This is a genomic window from Ruegeria sp. HKCCD8929 (assembly GCF_013031405.1).
GTDB lineage: Bacteria > Pseudomonadota > Alphaproteobacteria > Rhodobacterales > Rhodobacteraceae > Ruegeria.
Window position 1 is genome coordinate 27283 of record NZ_WPZY01000027.1, and the last position, 16667, is coordinate 43949.

Annotated in this window: 15 protein-coding genes; 11 read left to right on the forward strand and 4 right to left on the reverse strand. The window is 61.0% G+C overall.

Features of this window, described 5'->3' with window-relative positions; genetic code table 11:
• The first annotated feature begins 9 nt into the window (after positions 1-9).
• From GOX53_RS23540 to modC, 5 genes are all read left to right on the forward strand, one after another.
• Complete coding sequence (locus GOX53_RS23540) at positions 10-1170, forward strand: dihydrodipicolinate synthase family protein (protein ID WP_171180747.1); 1161 nt, start codon at positions 10-12, stop codon at positions 1168-1170.
• A gap of 13 nt (positions 1171-1183) precedes the next feature.
• Positions 1184-2194, forward strand: coding sequence for a LacI family DNA-binding transcriptional regulator (locus GOX53_RS23545; RefSeq protein WP_171180749.1), 1011 nt, complete (start codon positions 1184-1186; stop codon positions 2192-2194).
• A 383-nt stretch (positions 2195-2577) separates the two neighbouring features.
• Positions 2578-3357, forward strand: a complete 780-nt coding sequence (gene modA, locus GOX53_RS23550) for a molybdate ABC transporter substrate-binding protein (RefSeq protein WP_254446726.1) — start codon at positions 2578-2580, stop codon at positions 3355-3357.
• 4 nt (positions 3358-3361) lie between these two features.
• A complete protein-coding gene (gene modB / locus GOX53_RS23555) occupies positions 3362-4054 on the forward strand; it encodes a molybdate ABC transporter permease subunit (protein ID WP_171180751.1) in 693 nt (230 codons plus the stop codon).
• Positions 4051-5154 carry a molybdenum ABC transporter ATP-binding protein gene (gene modC / locus GOX53_RS23560; RefSeq protein WP_171180753.1) on the forward strand — a complete coding sequence of 368 codons (1104 nt, stop codon included), beginning with the start codon at positions 4051-4053 and terminating at the stop codon, positions 5152-5154. The genes modB and modC overlap by 4 nt, the downstream gene beginning before the upstream one ends.
• A 32-nt stretch (positions 5155-5186) precedes the next feature.
• On the opposite strand, the gene hemF is transcribed toward modC, so the two are convergent.
• From hemF to clpS, 4 genes are all read right to left on the reverse strand, one after another.
• Positions 5187-6080: an oxygen-dependent coproporphyrinogen oxidase gene (gene hemF, locus GOX53_RS23565; RefSeq protein WP_171180755.1), complete on the reverse strand. Its 894-nt coding sequence runs from the start codon at positions 6078-6080 to the stop codon at positions 5187-5189.
• 87 nt (positions 6081-6167) lie between these two features.
• Positions 6168-6968 (reverse strand): SDR family NAD(P)-dependent oxidoreductase, encoded by an 801-nt coding sequence (locus tag GOX53_RS23570; RefSeq protein WP_171180757.1) that lies wholly within the window; start codon positions 6966-6968, stop codon positions 6168-6170.
• A 37-nt stretch (positions 6969-7005) separates the two neighbouring features.
• Positions 7006-7971 (reverse strand): class I SAM-dependent methyltransferase, encoded by a 966-nt coding sequence (locus GOX53_RS23575; RefSeq protein WP_171180759.1) that lies wholly within the window; start codon positions 7969-7971, stop codon positions 7006-7008.
• Between the two features lie 66 nt (positions 7972-8037).
• Positions 8038-8379 carry an ATP-dependent Clp protease adapter ClpS gene (gene clpS / locus GOX53_RS23580; RefSeq protein ID WP_171180761.1) on the reverse strand — a complete coding sequence of 114 codons (342 nt, stop codon included), beginning with the start codon at positions 8377-8379 and terminating at the stop codon, positions 8038-8040.
• Positions 8380-8469: 90 nt separating this feature from the next.
• On the opposite strand from clpS, the gene GOX53_RS23585 reads away from it, so the two are divergent.
• The 6 genes from GOX53_RS23585 to GOX53_RS23610 all read left to right on the forward strand — a co-directional run bounded on the left by GOX53_RS23585 (position 8470) and on the right by GOX53_RS23610 (position 16156).
• Positions 8470-9171: an HAD family hydrolase gene (locus GOX53_RS23585; RefSeq protein WP_171180763.1), complete on the forward strand. Its 702-nt coding sequence runs from the start codon at positions 8470-8472 to the stop codon at positions 9169-9171.
• A gap of 259 nt (positions 9172-9430) precedes the next feature.
• Positions 9431-10858, forward strand: a complete 1428-nt coding sequence (locus GOX53_RS23590; RefSeq protein WP_371810422.1) for a D-alanyl-D-alanine carboxypeptidase family protein — start codon at positions 9431-9433, stop codon at positions 10856-10858.
• Positions 10859-11107: 249 nt separating this feature from the next.
• Positions 11108-12133, forward strand: coding sequence for an ABC transporter substrate-binding protein (locus GOX53_RS23595; protein ID WP_171180768.1), 1026 nt, complete (start codon positions 11108-11110; stop codon positions 12131-12133).
• Positions 12134-12136: 3 nt separating this feature from the next.
• On the forward strand, positions 12137-14350 hold the full coding sequence (locus GOX53_RS23600) for an iron ABC transporter permease (RefSeq protein WP_171180770.1): 2214 nt from the start codon (positions 12137-12139) through the stop codon (positions 14348-14350).
• A gap of 13 nt (positions 14351-14363) precedes the next feature.
• On the forward strand, positions 14364-15428 hold the full coding sequence (locus GOX53_RS23605; protein WP_171180772.1) for an ABC transporter ATP-binding protein: 1065 nt from the start codon (positions 14364-14366) through the stop codon (positions 15426-15428).
• A 371-nt stretch (positions 15429-15799) separates the two neighbouring features.
• Positions 15800-16156: a GIY-YIG nuclease family protein gene (locus GOX53_RS23610; protein ID WP_171180773.1), complete on the forward strand. Its 357-nt coding sequence runs from the start codon at positions 15800-15802 to the stop codon at positions 16154-16156.
• Positions 16157-16667: the final 511 nt, after the last annotated feature.

The following is a 16667-nucleotide window of genomic DNA, read 5'->3' on the forward strand; positions in this document are numbered from 1 at the left end:
AGCTGAGACATGCTGAACCTACCCACCGAAGACGGCCAAATCGCCCCTTATGTGCTTGTTGGCGATCCGCTGATCCCAAGGGCGCCAAAGGTACCGCTGACCCGCACCGCCTTCGCGGCGGCGCATGTGGTGTCGGACCCGTTAAGAGAGCGAAACCCGTGGGACACCCGACCTGCCGTGGACTGGGATGCCACGCTGGCATTTCGCCATGGCCTCTGGGATCAGGGCCTGGGTCTGGCCGAGGCCATGGATACCGCTCAACGCGGCATGGGTGTCGACTGGGCCACGGCGCTGGAACTTATCCAGCGCACGATGGCCGCGGCCAAGGCCCACCCCATGCGGCCTCGCGTGGCCTGCGGCGCGGGCACCGATCACAAGCCACTTGAGACGCTTACGTCCGCAGACGCCATCCGCGCGGCCTATCAGGACCAAGCCGAGGCGATCGAGACGGCGGGTGGCCAGTTGATCCTCATGGCCTCGCGCGCATTTCCGGCCATCAACGCCGCGCCGGATATCTATCACGCGGTCTATCGTGCGCTCATCGACCAGGCCGCTGAGCCGGTCATCCTGCACTGGCTGGGTGACATGTTCGATCCAGCTTTGTCCGGCTATTGGGGACACTCTGACGTAGCGGATGCCAGCAACTTCGTCCTCGACCTGATCGCCGAGAACCCAGCCAAAGTGGACGGGATCAAGATCTCTCTTCTCGATCAGGCTCATGAGGAAGACTTCCGCGCCCGCCTGCCGGATGGCGTTCGGCTCTACACGGGCGACGATTTCAACTATGCCGATCTGATCGCCGGGGACGAAAGCCACTTTTCGCATGCGCTTCTGGGTATCTTCGCAGCCATTGCCCCCGCAGCATCACAGGCGCTGGAGGCCTTGGCGCAGGACGACTTGCCCGGGTTTCATTCGCTGCTGGCGCCGACAGTGCCCCTGAGCCGGGAAATATTCAAAGCGCCGACCCGGTTCTACAAGGCGGGTATCGCTTTCCTGTCCTGGCTCAACGGGTATCAGTCCCATTTCGTCATGCCCGGAGGTTTTCAGTCCAGCCGGGACATCACCCACTATGCCAACGTCTTCCGCCTCGCGGATCAGGCACGTCTTCTGTCCAACCCCGATCTCGCGGTGACCCGTATGAAGGCGTTGCTGTCTCTGCACGGCATCTGATACGGGCACGCCCATGGATCGCAGACCAACGATAAAGGATGTGGCGAAAGAGGCCGGGGTGTCCAAATCCACCGTCAGCCTCGTGCTGCAGCGCAGCCCGTTGGTTAAGGAAAAGACCCGACAGCAGGTGCGCGAAGCAATGGCGCGCATTGGCTACGTCTATAATCGCGCGGCGGCTCAGATGCGGACCGCCAATGTCGGTCTGATCGGTCTGGTTATCAACGATTTACGAAATCCGTTTTTCACCGAATTCGCGACGTCACTCCAAATGGCGCTCGCGGGCAGGGGATATGCCACCGTTGTTGCCAACACCGACGAGGATCCCGCTATCCAGGCGCAGGTTGTCGGTGCCATGATCGAGCACGGGGTTTCCGGGCTCATCGTCTCGCCGGCCTACGGAGAGGTATCCGACGCCTTCGATACAATCGAACGTGCCGGTATTCCCGCCATGCAGGTTTTGCGCAAGGTGGATGCGCGAACCGATCGCTTTCCGTTTGCCGCGCCGGACTATCTTGAGGGCAGCCGCATCGCCACGCGTCACCTGCTGGACCAAGGCGCGCAGAAGATTGCATTCGTCGGCGGCCTTGAGGGACGCGATGTCACGCGCGAGCGCATGGCGGGCTACATCGAAGCGCTTGACGCCACGTCGATGCAACCGCTTCTTCTGACCGGTAAAGCCAGCCGTTCTTTCGGGCGTGAAGCCGCCGTCCGGCTCGCCAAGGAATATCCCGACTGCGATGCCGCGCTTTGTTTTAACGACCTTGTCGCGCTTGGGCTTCTTGCGGGTTGCCACGAACTGCAGCGCTCCGTCGGCAAGGATTTCAGAGTTGTGGGATTTGATGACATCGAAGAGGCCTCACATTCCTGGCCTTCATTGACTTCGGTTCATTGTGACGTGGCGGGTTTCGGGCAGGGGGTTGCACAGACCATACTGACCTGGCTGGAAGACGGGAGCATTCCCGAAAAAACACGTCGCACGGCGGTCGCACTCAGAGTTCGCGGATCAAGCGCAGATGGCGATTGATCACTGACCGGTCAGACGGCAGTCCTTGAGGGCAATGACGACACACTTTTGAACCAGTGGTTTCGGGAGGAAAAGGTTGAGCCCGAATGCCCGATCACGGTGGTCAGCCTGAAAACCGGCAAGATCGAGCGTCGGCTGGATCTGGAAGGCGAGGTCATGAACAAGATGTTGCGGCCCGTTGGCGCTCCGGCCAGAAACTTCCGATTCAAAGCCGTCTGTTGTGATGGTCTCCTGAGGGTTTGGTCGATCAATACAGGCGTCCCGGGAATCGGGTCCCTGCCTACTGGCAATTGCCGCGAGGCAGATGGAGGAAATTAGACCTTGCTTGTCCTGTCTGCGCTCCGATATTCCCGAAGAAACCCAAGGAAGTCATGGATGTGGTCATGATCCTGTCCAGCGCCCAACGATTTTGTGCCATGGCCGTTGTCCTGGGCGCCATACTGCTTGCCCCCGCCTTGGTCCGGGCCGAGACACTGACGGTGTTTGCTGCCGCCAGTCTCAAGACCGCCCTGGACCGGGTCGCCGCCGATTACCAAGCGGAGACCGGTCAATCCGTGACGCTGTCCTACGCCGGTTCCCCGATCCTGTCGCGGCAGATCCAACTTGGCGCGCCCGCGGATGTGTTTGTCTCGGCCAACTCAAAATGGATGGATGTGCTGGAAACCGGTGGCCAGATCGACGCCACCACACGTGTGGATTTGCTTGGCAACAGCCTGGTGCTGGTTGGGTCTGAGGACGCAGGCCAGATGGCTGAGATCGGGTCGGAGTTCAATCTGATCGGGCGGCTCAAGGGTGGTTATCTGGCCATGGCCATGGTTGATGCGGTGCCCGCTGGGCTCTACGGCAAGGCGGCTTTGCAGCACCTCGGCCTGTGGGAATGCGTCTCGGACAAAGTCGCGCAGGCCGACAATGTAAGGGCGGCACTAGCTCTGGTCGCGACTGGAGCCGCGCCGCTGGGGATAGTCTACGCCACCGATGCACTGGCCGAGGAGCGCGTTCAGATCGTGGCCCATATCCCCGAAACGGCGCATCCGCCCATCGTTTACCCGGCAGCCGTCACCCAGCGTGGCGGCACGGAGGCGCGTGAATTTCTGACCTATCTGCAAGGCGATACGGTGCAGCGGATATTTGCGGAGCAGGGATTTACCCTGCCCGGTGAGTAGGCGCGTGGACTGGCTGAGCCCGCAAGAGTGGAGCGCGCTTGCCCTGTCGCTGCAGGTGTCGTTCTGGGCCACTCTGGTCTCGCTGCCGCTGGGGGTTCTGGCCGCCTATGCGCTGGCCCGCTGGCGGTTTCCGGGGCGGCAGATTCTGAACGGGCTGGTGCATCTGCCGCTCATCATGCCGCCGGTGGTGACCGGATATCTGCTGCTGTTGACTTTCGGCACGCAAGGACCTGTAGGCGGGTTGCTGGAACAGATGGGCATCGTGTTCGCTTTTCGCTGGACCGGAGCCGCGTTGGCTGCCGGTGTCATGGCCTTTCCGCTCATGGTCCGCGCCATCCGGCTGTCGATCGAGGCGGTTGACCCCAAACTGGAACAGGCGGGTGCCACGCTGGGCGCGTCACGCGGCTGGGTGTTTCTGACCGTGACCCTGCCGATGATCCTGCCGGGCGTGATCGCGGGGGCCATCCTTGCCTTTGCCAAGGCGATGGGAGAGTTCGGGGCCACGATCACCTTTGTCTCCAACATCCCCGGTCAGACCCAGACGCTGCCCTCGGCGGTCTACGCGTTCCTGCAGGTGCCGGGCGGTGAAGGGTCGGCGATGCGGCTGGTGGTGATCTCGATCGTCGTAGCGCTGGGCGCTCTCTTGCTGTCGGAACATGTGGGCCGCCGCGCCGCGGCCAGGGTGGCCGGGACATGAGCCTGTCTGTGCGCCTGACCCACCGCCTCGGCGGGCTCGCCCTCGATACGGCGTTCGACGCGCCGCCGGGGGTGACGGTGCTGTTCGGGCGCTCGGGCTCGGGCAAGACCACGATCATCAACGCAGTGGCCGGGTTGCTGCGGCCGCAGGCGGGGCGGGTGGCGATTGACGACCGGGTTCTGTTCGATATCGCCCAGGGGCTGTGGCTGCCGCCGCATCGGCGCAGGCTGGGTTACATCTTTCAGGAGGGGCGCCTGTTCCCGCATCTAACGGTGCGGCAGAACCTGGCCTATGGTCGCTGGTTCGCGCCCCGCAATGCGCAGCGCGAGAGCGTGGATAAGGTGGTCGAGATGCTGGGTATCGGCCATCTGCTGACCCGCAGGCCGGCAATGCTGTCGGGCGGCGAGAAACAGCGTGTCGCCATTGGCCGCGCCTTGCTGGCCAGCCCGCGCCTGATCCTCGCCGATGAACCATTGGCGGCGCTGGACGAGGCGCGCAAGGCCGAGATCCTTCCCTATTTCGAACGGCTTAGGGACGAGGTCTCCGTCCCGATCCTCTACGTCACCCACTCCGCCGCCGAAGTGGCGCGGCTGGCGACCTCGGTCGTGGCGTTGCAGGATGGCAAAGTGGCCGGCCATGGCCCGGCAGCCGAGGTGCTGGCCGATCCCGCCGTGGCGCCCGCCGGGGTCCGCGCAGTTGGTGCGATCCTGCAGGCGCGGGTCAGGGCGCATCACGCCGATGGGCTAACCGAGCTCGACGCCGGGGGCGACAGGCTGTTCCTGCCGCGCATATCGCATCCGGAGGGTGAAGAACTGCGTGTTCGGATCGCAGCGCAGGAGGTGATCCTGTCCAACCGCAAACCCGAGGGGCTGTCGGCGCTGAACGTCCTGCAAGGCACCGTGGCCGGGCTGCGCGCCGGTGAGGGGCCGGGGGCCATTGTCTCGGTCCGTACCCGCGCGGGCATGGTGCTGGCGCGCGTCACCCGCCGTTCGGCGGATGCGCTGGGGCTGGTTGAGGGGGCGGAATGCTATGCCGTCGTCAAGACCGTGGCCATCGCGCCAGAAGATGTAGGCGGGCGGATTGCCGGCCAGGAGGGGTAAAACCCTCTGCTGCAAGGACCCAAACTGCCCGGTCAGACCCACTTGGCCAAGGGAGGCAGGCTCATCAGTACCGCATCAGGGTCATGGCCGGTTTCCAGCCCGAACTTGGTGCCCCGGTCGTAAACGAGGTTGTACTCCGCGTAGAGCCCGCGATGGACAAGCTGAGTGTCCTTGTCGGCCTCGGTGAAGGGCTGGACGCGGCGTTTCTCGACCAGCGGCAGGAACGCGGGCAGGAAGGCGCGGCCAATGTCCTGGGTCAGCGCGAAATCCGTCTGCCAGTCGCCGGTGCAATAGTCGTCCATGAAGATGCCGCCCACACCCCGGGCACGCTTGCGGTGGGGGATGTAGAAATACTCGTCTGCCCAATCCTTCAGGCGGGGGTAATGGCCGGGGCCGTGCGGGTCGAGATGGCGTTTCTGCTGATCATGGAAATGCGTCGTGTCCTCGTCATATTCGATGCAGGGATTGAGGTCTGAGCCGCCGCCGAACCACCAGGCATGTGGCGTCCAGAACATGCGCGTGTTCATGTGGACTGCGGGCACATGCGGGTTGCGCATATGGGCGACCAGAGAGATGCCGCTGGCCCAGAAGCGGGGATCGTCCTTCATGCCGGGAATGCCTTTGCGCGCGGCCATGGCCTGCTGCGCCCGTTCACCGAGCTGGCCGTAGACGGTCGAGACATTGACGCCGACCTTCTCGAACACGCGGCCCCCGCGCATGACCGACATCAGTCCGCCGCCCGTATCCGATCCGTCGTCCGATTGGCGTTTGGTCTCGGTCACCTCGAACCGTCCTGGTTCGGCTTCGGCGAAGGGTCCCTGATCGTGGCTGTCCTCAAGCGCTTCGAACGCGGTGGTGATCTCGTCACGCAGTTGGCGGAACCAGGCGGCGGCGGTGGCTTTTTCGGCGGCGAGCGAGTTGGTCATGGCGGGTCCTTGATGGCGCGCATGTGGCGAGGTCCCCCTCACCCTGGCCCTCTCCCCCGGGGGGAGAGGGAAGCGCGGGGTGGCAAGTCAGTGTGCGGGTGCGGCAACGGGGTCGAGCAGGGTGCGGCCGCCATCGATGGTCAGAATCTGGCCGGTCATGAACCCGGCGGCGTCCGAAGCGAGGAACTGGGCGGTGTCGGTCAGTTCGGTCGGTGCGGCGATACGTGCCAGCGGCGTGTGGTTTTCGATATCTTCGCGGAAATCGCGGTTTTCTTTCAGCGTGGAACGCAGCGAGGCGCTCATCACTGAGCCCAACGCGATGGCGTTGACGCGGATGCGGTTGGGGGCCAGCGCCACCGCCATTGAGCGGGTCAGCTGATCCAGCGCGGCGGTCGAAACGGAATAGGCCATCAGATCGGGATGGGTGCGGCGCGCGGCAATGGAGGACAGGTTGATGATCGCGCCCGCCGGGCCCTCATCGTCATCGCCCGCCTGCTTGATCATCCGCTTGGCGACCACCTGGCTGAGGCGTAGCGCGGGCATCAGGTTCTGGTTCAGCAGCGTCTTGACCGAGTCGTCGTCGGTATCCAGCGGATCGGACGGGATCACTTGGCGCGAGCCATTGACCAGGATATCCACCTGATCGAACGCGTCGAGCGTGGCCGAGAGCAGATTGGCAATGGTCAGCTTCTCGCGCAGATCGCCCGCGAAATAGCGCACATTGCCTTCGTCCACCTGTTCGCCCAGCTCTTCGATCAGGCGTTTTTCGTCCATGTCCGCGAACATGACATTGGCTCCCGCCTCGGCGAACTTGCGGCCGATGGCAAGGCCGATACCATTGGCGGCGCCGGTGATGATGGCGGTCTTGCCTGCGATGGAAAAGGACATGCGCTTCCTCCTGAGTTGCGGCGCAGGTTAGCCGGGATCAGCGGCGGGGGCGAGAGGCGTAGAGCACCTTGAACCGATTGTTGCCGGTCACCTCTTCGACGGTCGTGAAACGCTCGGCCAGCGTGGCTTCGTAGGGCAGATGGCGGTTGGCGACCATCCACAGGTGTCCGGAGCCGGTGAGGTTGCGGGCAGCGGCTGTGATGAAGTCCTGCCCCAGCGCGGGGTCGGCACTGCGCGAAGTATGAAAGGGCGGGTTCATCACCACGGTGTCGACGGGCTCGGGCGCTTTCCATCGGCGCGCATCGGCCCAGTGAAAGCTGGCGCGCGGGTCGGGCACGTTGGCGCGGGCGCAGGTGAGGGCGGTGTGGTCGGCCTCGACCAGATGAATCGTGCGAATTTCATCGCTGTTCAGAAGCCGGGCCGACAGAAACCCCCAGCCCGCGCCCAGATCGGCGATGTGGCGGCCCGGCTTGTCGGGCAGGGCGGCCAGCAATAGTTCGGAGGCTGGGTCGATGCCATCGGCGGAAAACACGCCGGGAGCGGTGCGGAACCCGTCCACCTGCTGCACCTCGGGCGCAGCCCAGTCGGCGAAAGTCTCGGCATCGGCTTGAAACCAGAAGATCTTGCCATGCGCTTTCGAGATCGGCCCCTCGACCGGCACCCGTCTACGGATGTCCTTCATCAGGCTGTCGATGCCATCGGTCTTGGCGCCGTCCACCACCACGGTGCCCGAGGCGCGGGTGCAGGCCCGATGCACCATCGCGCGGGCCTGTGCCTTGGCGCGCGGCAGGAACAGCACCGCATCGGCGCAGGAATCGTCCGCATCAGGCGTGGCGGCAAAGCCCTGCGTAGCGAAATGGTCGTGAAACGGTTTGAACGGCTGCATCACCTGCGACCCGCGCGGTAGCGCCGACAGGTCATGATCCGGCGTGGGCAGCAGGATCGACAGCGGATCGGACAGGGTCAGGCCGGCATCAAGGGCGAGGGTCAGGCGGGCAGACATTGGATCATCCGGAATAATGGGCGCGGTGCCCGGCTTCTGGCCGGCACAGTCCGAAGGCCAACGGCCTCAGTCTTCTTTTTCCATGGTGCACTGCAACGGGTGCTGATGGCGGCGGGCGAAATCCATCACCTGTCCCACCTTGGTTTCGGCGATCTCGTGGCTGAATACTCCGACCACTGCGACACCTTTCTTGTGAACCGTCAGCATGATCTCGAACGCCTGTGCGTGGGTCATGCTAAAGAACCGCTCGAGCACGTGGACCACGAACTCCATCGGCGTGTAATCGTCATTCAGCAGCAGCACCTTGTAGAGCGGCGGGCGCTTGGTCTTGGCGCGCGTCTGAACAAGGACCGAGGTGCTTTCATCCTCGTCCTCTTTGTCCGACATCATCAGGGGCTCTAGCAGCATCGGGCAGCGGTATCCGATTCCGGGTTCGGTTTGGTGGAATGCTTATATAACCTTAGAGCGGCATTGGAAAAGAGAAAGCAAACGCGACAAATGCAACAAAACCTCACCACGGTCGGTTTCGATGCGGATGATACGCTGTGGCATAACGAACGGTTCTTTCAACTGACGCAGGCGCATTTTGCCGATCTGCTGGCCGATCACGCCGAAAAGGACCACCTGATGGAGCGGCTGCTGGTCGCCGAACGGCGCAACATCCGGCACTATGGTTACGGAGTGAAGGGGTTTACTCTGTCGATGATCGAAACCGCGATCGAGGTAACCGGCGACCGGGTGCCCGCCTCGGTGATCCGGAAACTGATCGAGGCCGGGCAAGAAATGCTGGCCCATCCCATCGAACTGCTGCCGCATGCGCGCGAGTCGATCGAGGCGCTGGCTGAAAGCCACCGCGTGATTCTGATCACCAAGGGAGACCTGATCGATCAGGAGCGCAAGCTGGCGCAGTCGGGCTTGGGAGAATTGTTCGACGAGGTGAAGATCGTGTCGGAAAAGACGCCGGACGTATATCTGTCGATTTTTGCCCGTCACGGAGACGGGGCGGACCGGGCGATGATGGTCGGCAATTCCCTGCAGTCCGACGTGCTGCCTGCAATTGAGGCAGGCGGGTGGGGCGTTCATGTGCCGCACGGGCTGGTGTGGGAGCATGAGCATGCCGAAGCGCCTGAAGATGCGCCACGTTTTCGTGAATTGCCCGATCTCGGGGCGCTGGCCGATCTGGTTCACACGCTGGCCTGATCCAGTCCGGCCTGTGGCAGATTGGCGTCATCTGCGGGAAAACTGCGTTGTTTTCATGACATAATTCCGCCCTTTTCGCCGGTTTAGTGCTCTGACACACACAATTCCCAACATGTGGATAACTTTGGGCGCGGAATTGCGACGAGGCGTCTGCTTCGGGTTTATTTTGGCCAGACGCTGTGTTAGCCTTGCGTCAATAACAAGCAGTGTTGCTGACCGGGAAAACCCGGCGGCGTTGAGGCAGACAGAGGCGAGTATCGTGCAGGTACGGCGGACAGGGCCGGCCCGTTTGGGCCTGATTATCCTTACTTTTCTGTGGCTATTTGTGCTGTTGCCGCTCAGTTTGGCGGCAGCTCCATATGCGGCGATGGTGATTGACGCCCGTACGGGCGAGGTGCTGCATTCCCGCAATGCGGACACACGGCTGCATCCGGCCTCTCTGACCAAGATGATGACGCTCTACATCGCGTTCGAGGCGGTGCGGAACGGCGAGATCAGCCTGGATACCAAGGTGAAGATCACCAAGCACGCGGCAAGCGAGCCGCCCTCCAAGCTGGGCCTGCGCAGCGGGCAAAGAATCGCTTTTCGCTATTTGATCCGGGCGGCTGCGGTGAAATCGGCCAATGACGCCGCAACGGCCATCGGCATCGCCATCAGCGGATCCGAGGCCGCGTTTGCACGCCGGATGACCCGGACCGCCAAGGCGATGGGGATGACGCGCACGACATTCAAGAACGCCCATGGCCTGACCGAGTCGGGGCACCTGTCTACGGCGCGCGACATGACCACGCTCGGGCGGCACCTGCTCTACGATTATCCGCAATATTACAACCTGTTCTCGCGGCGCGAGACCCATGCGGGAATCAAGACCGTGCCCAACACCAACCGCCGCCTGCTGGCCGCCTACAAGGGCGCGGACGGGATCAAGACCGGCTATACCCGCGCGGCGGGCTTCAACCTCGTGGCGTCGGCCAAGCGCGGTGACGAGCGCATCATCGCAACCGTCTTTGGCGGCAAGTCGAGCGCATCGCGCAATGCCAGGGTGGCCGAGTTGCTGGATATTGGGTTCCGCCGGGCGCCGTCGCGCGCGCCGATCCGCAAGCCGGGCCGTCCGGCTTATGCTGGCAACAAAGGCACCGGCGCTGGCAAGGTTATCAAGGTGGCCAGCGTTTCCACGCGCAGCTTGCGTCCGGTCATGCGACCGGCAGCGCTTGGCACCGTTCAGATCGCCGGCACTGTGGCAGAAACTGCAGCGAAGAATGGCGACAAGATCCAGGCCGGGATCAGCGCGGCCATCGCGGCCGCTGATGTGATCACTCCGCAGGCGCCGGTTGCATCCGGCGACACACGCCCGGCGCTGCGTCCGGAAAACCTAGTCCTGGCTTCTGCGACACCGGCAGAGCAACCTGAACCCGAGCAGGAGGTGGTCACCCGTCTGTCCACTTCGGGCGGGCATCTCTGGGGCATCAATGTGGGCCGTTTCACCACCCGGTATCAGGCTGAGAAGGTGCTGTTGAGAACCGCCTTGGCCGAGATGACCACGCTGGATGGCACGCTGCGCAAGGTCAACCAAAGCTCGCGCGGGTTCGATGCCACCTTCCAGGGCATGACCCGCGAGCAGGCTGATCTGGCCTGCCGCCGTCTGACGGCGCGCAATGTCACCTGCTTTATGATCGGGCCGTCCTAATCGCCCACCACCAGCGCCCATGCTGCGGGATCCCGCGAACGCGCCGGGTTCCCGCGTTAATCTCGCTGCACCCGTGCGTTTAAATCGAGTCATTTTGGGACAGATCCGAGCCTTTTTTCTGCGGTTCTTCGTATCCGGTTTGAAAAGTCCGCTCGCGGCGCAAACCGATTTTGTTTGCCAGAACCGAGAACCCTTCCTAGGCTGATGTCATAAAACTGTTACAAAACAGATTGCTCTGGGAGGATTAACATGACTTCGTTGAAGAAACTGGCTGGTGCGTCAGCACTGGCCTTCGTCGCGGCAGCGGGTACAGCGCAGGCCGACAAGCTGACATTTTACTGTTCGGCGCAGGAAGACTGGTGCCAGCTGATGGCGAACAGTTTTCAGGATGCCACCGGAATTGACGTCGCGATGACGAGGAAGTCTTCGGGGGAGACCTTTGCGCAGGTCAAGGCCGAAAGCTCAAACCCAAAGGGGGACGTCTGGTGGGGTGGAACGGGTGATCCGCATCTGCAGGCGGCCGAAGAAGGGCTGACGGCGGAATACATCTCGCCCATGCGGGACCAGCTTCATCCTTGGGCAATTGCGCAGGCCGAGAGTGCCGGCAACAGGACCATCGGGATTTACTCCGGCGCGCTTGGATATGGCTACAACTCCGACCTTTTGGCCGCCAACAACCTGCCGGAACCGGCGTGTTGGAAAGACCTGCTCAAGCCGGAATACAAAGGCCACGTGCAGATGGCGAACCCCAACTCGTCGGGCACTGCCTACACAACGCTGGCAACGATGATGCAGTTGTTCGGTGAGGATGAGGGCTTTGAATTCATGAAAGGCCTTCACAAGAACATCAACCAATACACCAAGTCCGGTTCGGCACCCATCAAAGCGGCGGGGCGCGGTGAAAACACGGTTGGCATTGTCTTCATGCACGACGCCGTCAAACAGGCCGTATCGGGTTTTCCGGTGAAGGTTGTCGCGCCCTGCGAGGGCACCGGGTATGAAATCGGCTCGATGTCGATTATCGAAGGCGCGCGTAATCTGGAAGAAGCTCAGAAGTTCTATGATTGGGCGTTGAGCGCCGAGGCGCAGAACCTTGCTCTGCAGGTGAATGCGTTCCAGGTGCCGTCAAACAAGGGTGCTGAAACCTCGCCATCGGCCCCCGATATGTCGCAGATCACGCTGATCGACTACGACTTCAAAAAGTACGGATCGTCAGATGAACGCAAGCGCCTGTTGAAGAAATGGGACGACGAGGTATCCACCCTGCCTCAATAACCCATGCGTCAACTGACATCTGAAAAAACGTCCCATCCGGTTCTGATCTTCTGGATTGCTGCCGGATGGGTCGGGTTCTTCCTCCTCCCCTGGTACGGGGTGGAGGAGTTTTTTTCGTTCGAGTGGCTGATTGACGGCTACCCGTTCGATGAGGACTACGCGCCGGCCGGCTTTCTGATTGCGCAAGGCGAAAAGCTCTGGCTGGCACCGATGGTCCTGGCCTTGCTCGTGCCGCTGCTGGCGCTGGGCAAACGCAAGATTGACCCGATCTACGCCAAAGTGCTGATCCTCGCGGGGGCATGGGGATTTGGGTGGCTCATCCTCCAGGGGTTTGGGATTGGTATCCGCGGCTGGAATTTCGAGTGGGCAGAGGCCCTGTTCGGCGACCTCGGCGACCGCCAGTTTGGAATGGGATACGGCGCGCTGATCTGCGCCTCGGCGTTCCTGTTCCTGTTCACACAAGGCATTGCGGCCCGTGGGGCCATCAACGGGGACGTGTTTGTCGTCAGCGCGATTGGAGGCGTGATCGTCATTGTCACGGCCTTTGTGTTCTTTCCCATCGCAAAGATGCTCACCGCCGCGTTCATCACAGATGATGGCGGTTATTCTGGCAGCGTCTTTCTTTCGAAATTCTTCGATGACCGGTTATGGGGGCTTGGATGCCTGTCGGGCAGCCGCTGCGGGGCTGCCTGGAATTCGCTTTTCCTGGCGGTTCTTGTCGGCGTCGTCACCACCGTACTGGGTCTGATCTTTGCATTGGTCGTCACGCGATCCGGCTTTCGGTACAAGCGCGCGCTGCGGGCGCTGACCGTTCTTCCGATCATCACGCCACCTTTTGTGATCGGGCTTGCGCTGATCCTGCTTTTTGGCCTGTCAGGCACGGTCACCGTGTTCTTTGCGGATGTCTTTGGCGTGCAGCCCACCAGATGGCTCTACGGTCTGCCCGGTATTCTCATCGCCCAGACCCTGGCGTTTACCCCCATCGCGTTTCTGGTGCTGATCGGCGTGGTCGAGGGGGTCTCTCCCTCGATGGAAGAAGCCGCGCAAACCCTGCGCGCCAGCAAGTGGCAGGTATTCAAGACCGTATCTTTGCCATTGATGCGCCCGGGCCTGGCAAACGCGTTCCTGTTGGGGTTCATCGAAAGCATGGCCGATTTCGGCAACCCGCTTGTTCTGGGCGGCAATTTCGATGTGCTGTCGACCGAGATTTTCTTTGCCATTGTCGGCGCTCAATACGATCAGGGCAAAGCTGCGGTGCTGGCCATGGTGCTGCTTTGCTTTACCCTTGGCGCCTTTTACGCGCAGCGTTTCTGGTTGGGAAAAAAGAGCTATACCACCGTGTCCGGAAAAGGGGACAGCGGGGTGCACCCACATATGCCGCGCGCGCTTTCCATGCCGGTTTTGGCACTGGCGATGATCTGGGCCGGGTTCACAGCCATCGTCTACGCTATGATCTTCTACGGATCGGTGGTCGAGCTTTGGGGCGTCAACAACACGTTGACGCTCAAACACTATGTCACGGCCTTCTCCTTCCGGCTGGAAGAGGGGGGCATTCGCTGGTCCGGCGCCGCCTGGGACAGCTTCTGGACAACGCTCAAGATCGCGGGAATTGCTGCACCTCTGACCGCAATCGTGGGGCTGATCACGGCCTACCTGCTGACCCGGCAGTCCTTTGCGGGCAAGAATGCGTTCGAGTTCGGCACGATGCTCAGCTTCGCCATTCCTGGAACCGTGATCGGGGTCAGCTATATCCTGGCCTTCAATGTTCCGCCGATTGAAATCACCGGTACCGGCATCATCCTTGTTGTCAGCTTTATCTTCCGCAACATGCCCGTTGGCGTGAGGGCCGGCATCGCCTCGATGTCGCAGCTCGACAAATCGCTGGACGAATCCTCTCTGACTCTCGGGGCGAATTCCTGGCAGACCTTTCGCCGTGTCATCCTGCCTTTGCTCAGGCCCGCGATCCTGGCCGCGTTGGTCTATAGTTTTGTGCGGGCAATGACCGCGATTTCCGCCGTAATCTTCCTGGTTTCGGCCGAGTATGACATGGCCACCAGCTACATCATCGGGCGGGTCGAGAACAACGACTATGGTCTTGCCATTGCTTATTCCACCACGCTGATCTTCGTGATGCTCAGCGTAGTGGCGCTGATGCAGGTTATCGTTGGTCGGACCGAGATTGGCCGCCGCATGACCCAATCGCGCACCAACGTATGAGGACGCCCGGAAAATGAGCCTGAACTCCAAAGCCGCGCCCGTCAGTTTTCGAAATGTCACCAAGGTCTATGGCAAGGACGTGGTGGCGGTCGACGATATCAATCTTGAGATCGACGCAGGAAAGCTTGTGACCCTGCTGGGTCCTTCCGGGTGCGGCAAGACCACGACTTTACGCATGATCGCCGGGCTGGAAATGGCCAGCAAGGGGACGATCCATATCGGCGACAGGGATGTCACGCTGCTGCCCGCGACTGACCGCGACGTGTCGATGGTGTTTCAATCTTACGCCTTGTTTCCGCACATGACGGTGATGGAGAACGTGTCCTACGGGCTCGGTTTCTCGGGCTTCGACAAGGCCGAGACCAAGGATCGTGCGATGCAGGGGCTGGATCTCGTCGGGCTGCGCGGATTTGGTGACCGGCTGCCATCCGAGTTGTCAGGCGGACAGCAACAGCGCGTCGCCGTCGCGCGTGCGCTGGTTCTGGAACCGCAGGTGCTGCTGTTTGACGAGCCGCTCTCTAACCTGGATGCAAAGCTGCGGCGGCAGGTCCGTGAAGAGATACGGGAAATCCAGCAAAACCTTGGCCTTACAGTCGTTTACGTGACCCACGATCAGGAAGAGGCACTGGCCGTCTCTGACGAGATCGTTGTGATGCGGAACGCGGGCATCGCCCAGATCGGCACTCCGCGCCAGTTGTACGACGCCCCCGCCGATCGTTTCGTCGCGGATTTCATCGGCGAGGCGAACATCATCCCCTGTGAAATCACCTCTGTTAGCCAAGACATCGCGTCGATCAGTGTAGGGGACTTCACCCACACTCTGCCCGCACGCGGGTTAGGGGCGGGCGCGGCCCTATTGGCGGTGCGCCCAACCCGGCTAAAGATTGGCGCGCCGTCGGGAATGGGGATGTCAATCGCCAAAGCCACCTATGTCGGCAGCCGGATGGAATACACTCTGGAAGCCACATTCGGGCAGATCTTCGCCATCAGCGAAAACGTCGATGCGCCACTGGAAGCAGGAACAGAGGTTACCGTTGGATTGGACAAAGTAGGCCCGGTTCTGCTGCCGGCGGAATAATCGGCTAAATTCGTATCGATCCCGCCGCCTTGTCGAGGCCTATCCCATCGTCTTTGACAATGATCTGGATCTTATCCATGTTGGAAAGGTCACTAACCGTCACTCGAACTTGCCCACGATGTCTAGTTTCTTTCTTGGACCTATCGTCAATGGCGAAGAACGCGTTGCTCACCGCTTCAAATAGTGGCAGCAACCTTGAGCCGGGGTGGACGGCTTTGGCAGCTTTCGAACTCGATTTTCGATGTTAGGTGAAAGTGTGGTCAACTATAACTCCATAATCGCTATGGTTGTGGACGCTAGTCCGAGACAGCCAAACGCGCAACTCCCTTGTGCAACGGCGACAGGCGATCATCTCGAAGAAAGGGCACAGCGTGTCGCACGAGTTTGTTCCAAGCCGGGCACTTTCATTTTTTGGGATCGCTCCTGTAGACCCTGGCTATATTTACGTTCTGAGTGCTGGCAATCGATTAAAGATTGGAAGGTCGAAGAGCAAGGAAGCGCGCCTCCGGCAAGCCAGAACGTGGCTGCCGGAATGTGAAGTTATCGGTGTCAAACCGTTCTGGAATCACAGGGATACAGAGAAGTACTTGCAGTTTGGAATGACGCGTTTTTGGTTCAAGGATGAGTGGTACGAGTTTGAGGGCGACGAATTTGAAGAGTGGTTCCTCGCTGAGTTCCAATCATTTAGTGACACTGACATCAATTCGGACTCCGTGGATTTCATCTAATTCATGAACTCGACTGGCATGAGCGAGTTGCCCCTCGAGTTCTCTGAACGTAGGTCGTCGAAGCTAGCTTTCTTACGCGATGAAAGTTCACACTTGGCAAACTGTGTGAAGCGAGAAGCACGCAATCGCGAAGATGAGTAGCCAAGCAGTACTCTTTGGCACCCAAGCGACACCCACAACGTCTCAGCAAAAAATGGATTGGATCAAGGGCGCCGCAATATTACTCTTATTTTCAATGATTTAATGGTGCCCCGGGGGCTCTCTTTCTTTCATAGAAAGATCAATCGGTTACCATGCACGCCCACTTGAGAGCAACAATTGAGCAACAATGCGTAATCTCAAAGGCACACAGAGACTTTCTCTGTGTGCTATTTTGGACCGTAGGAGCCTGATCTGCAAGCTCGCTTTATTTGTGGGCAAAGAATAACCCCATTGGAGACTTCTTTAGTTCCTGTTTGACCTTCCCCCCGATTTTCGGGCCATTGCGAACTGGAATTTTCCACCTTTGAAT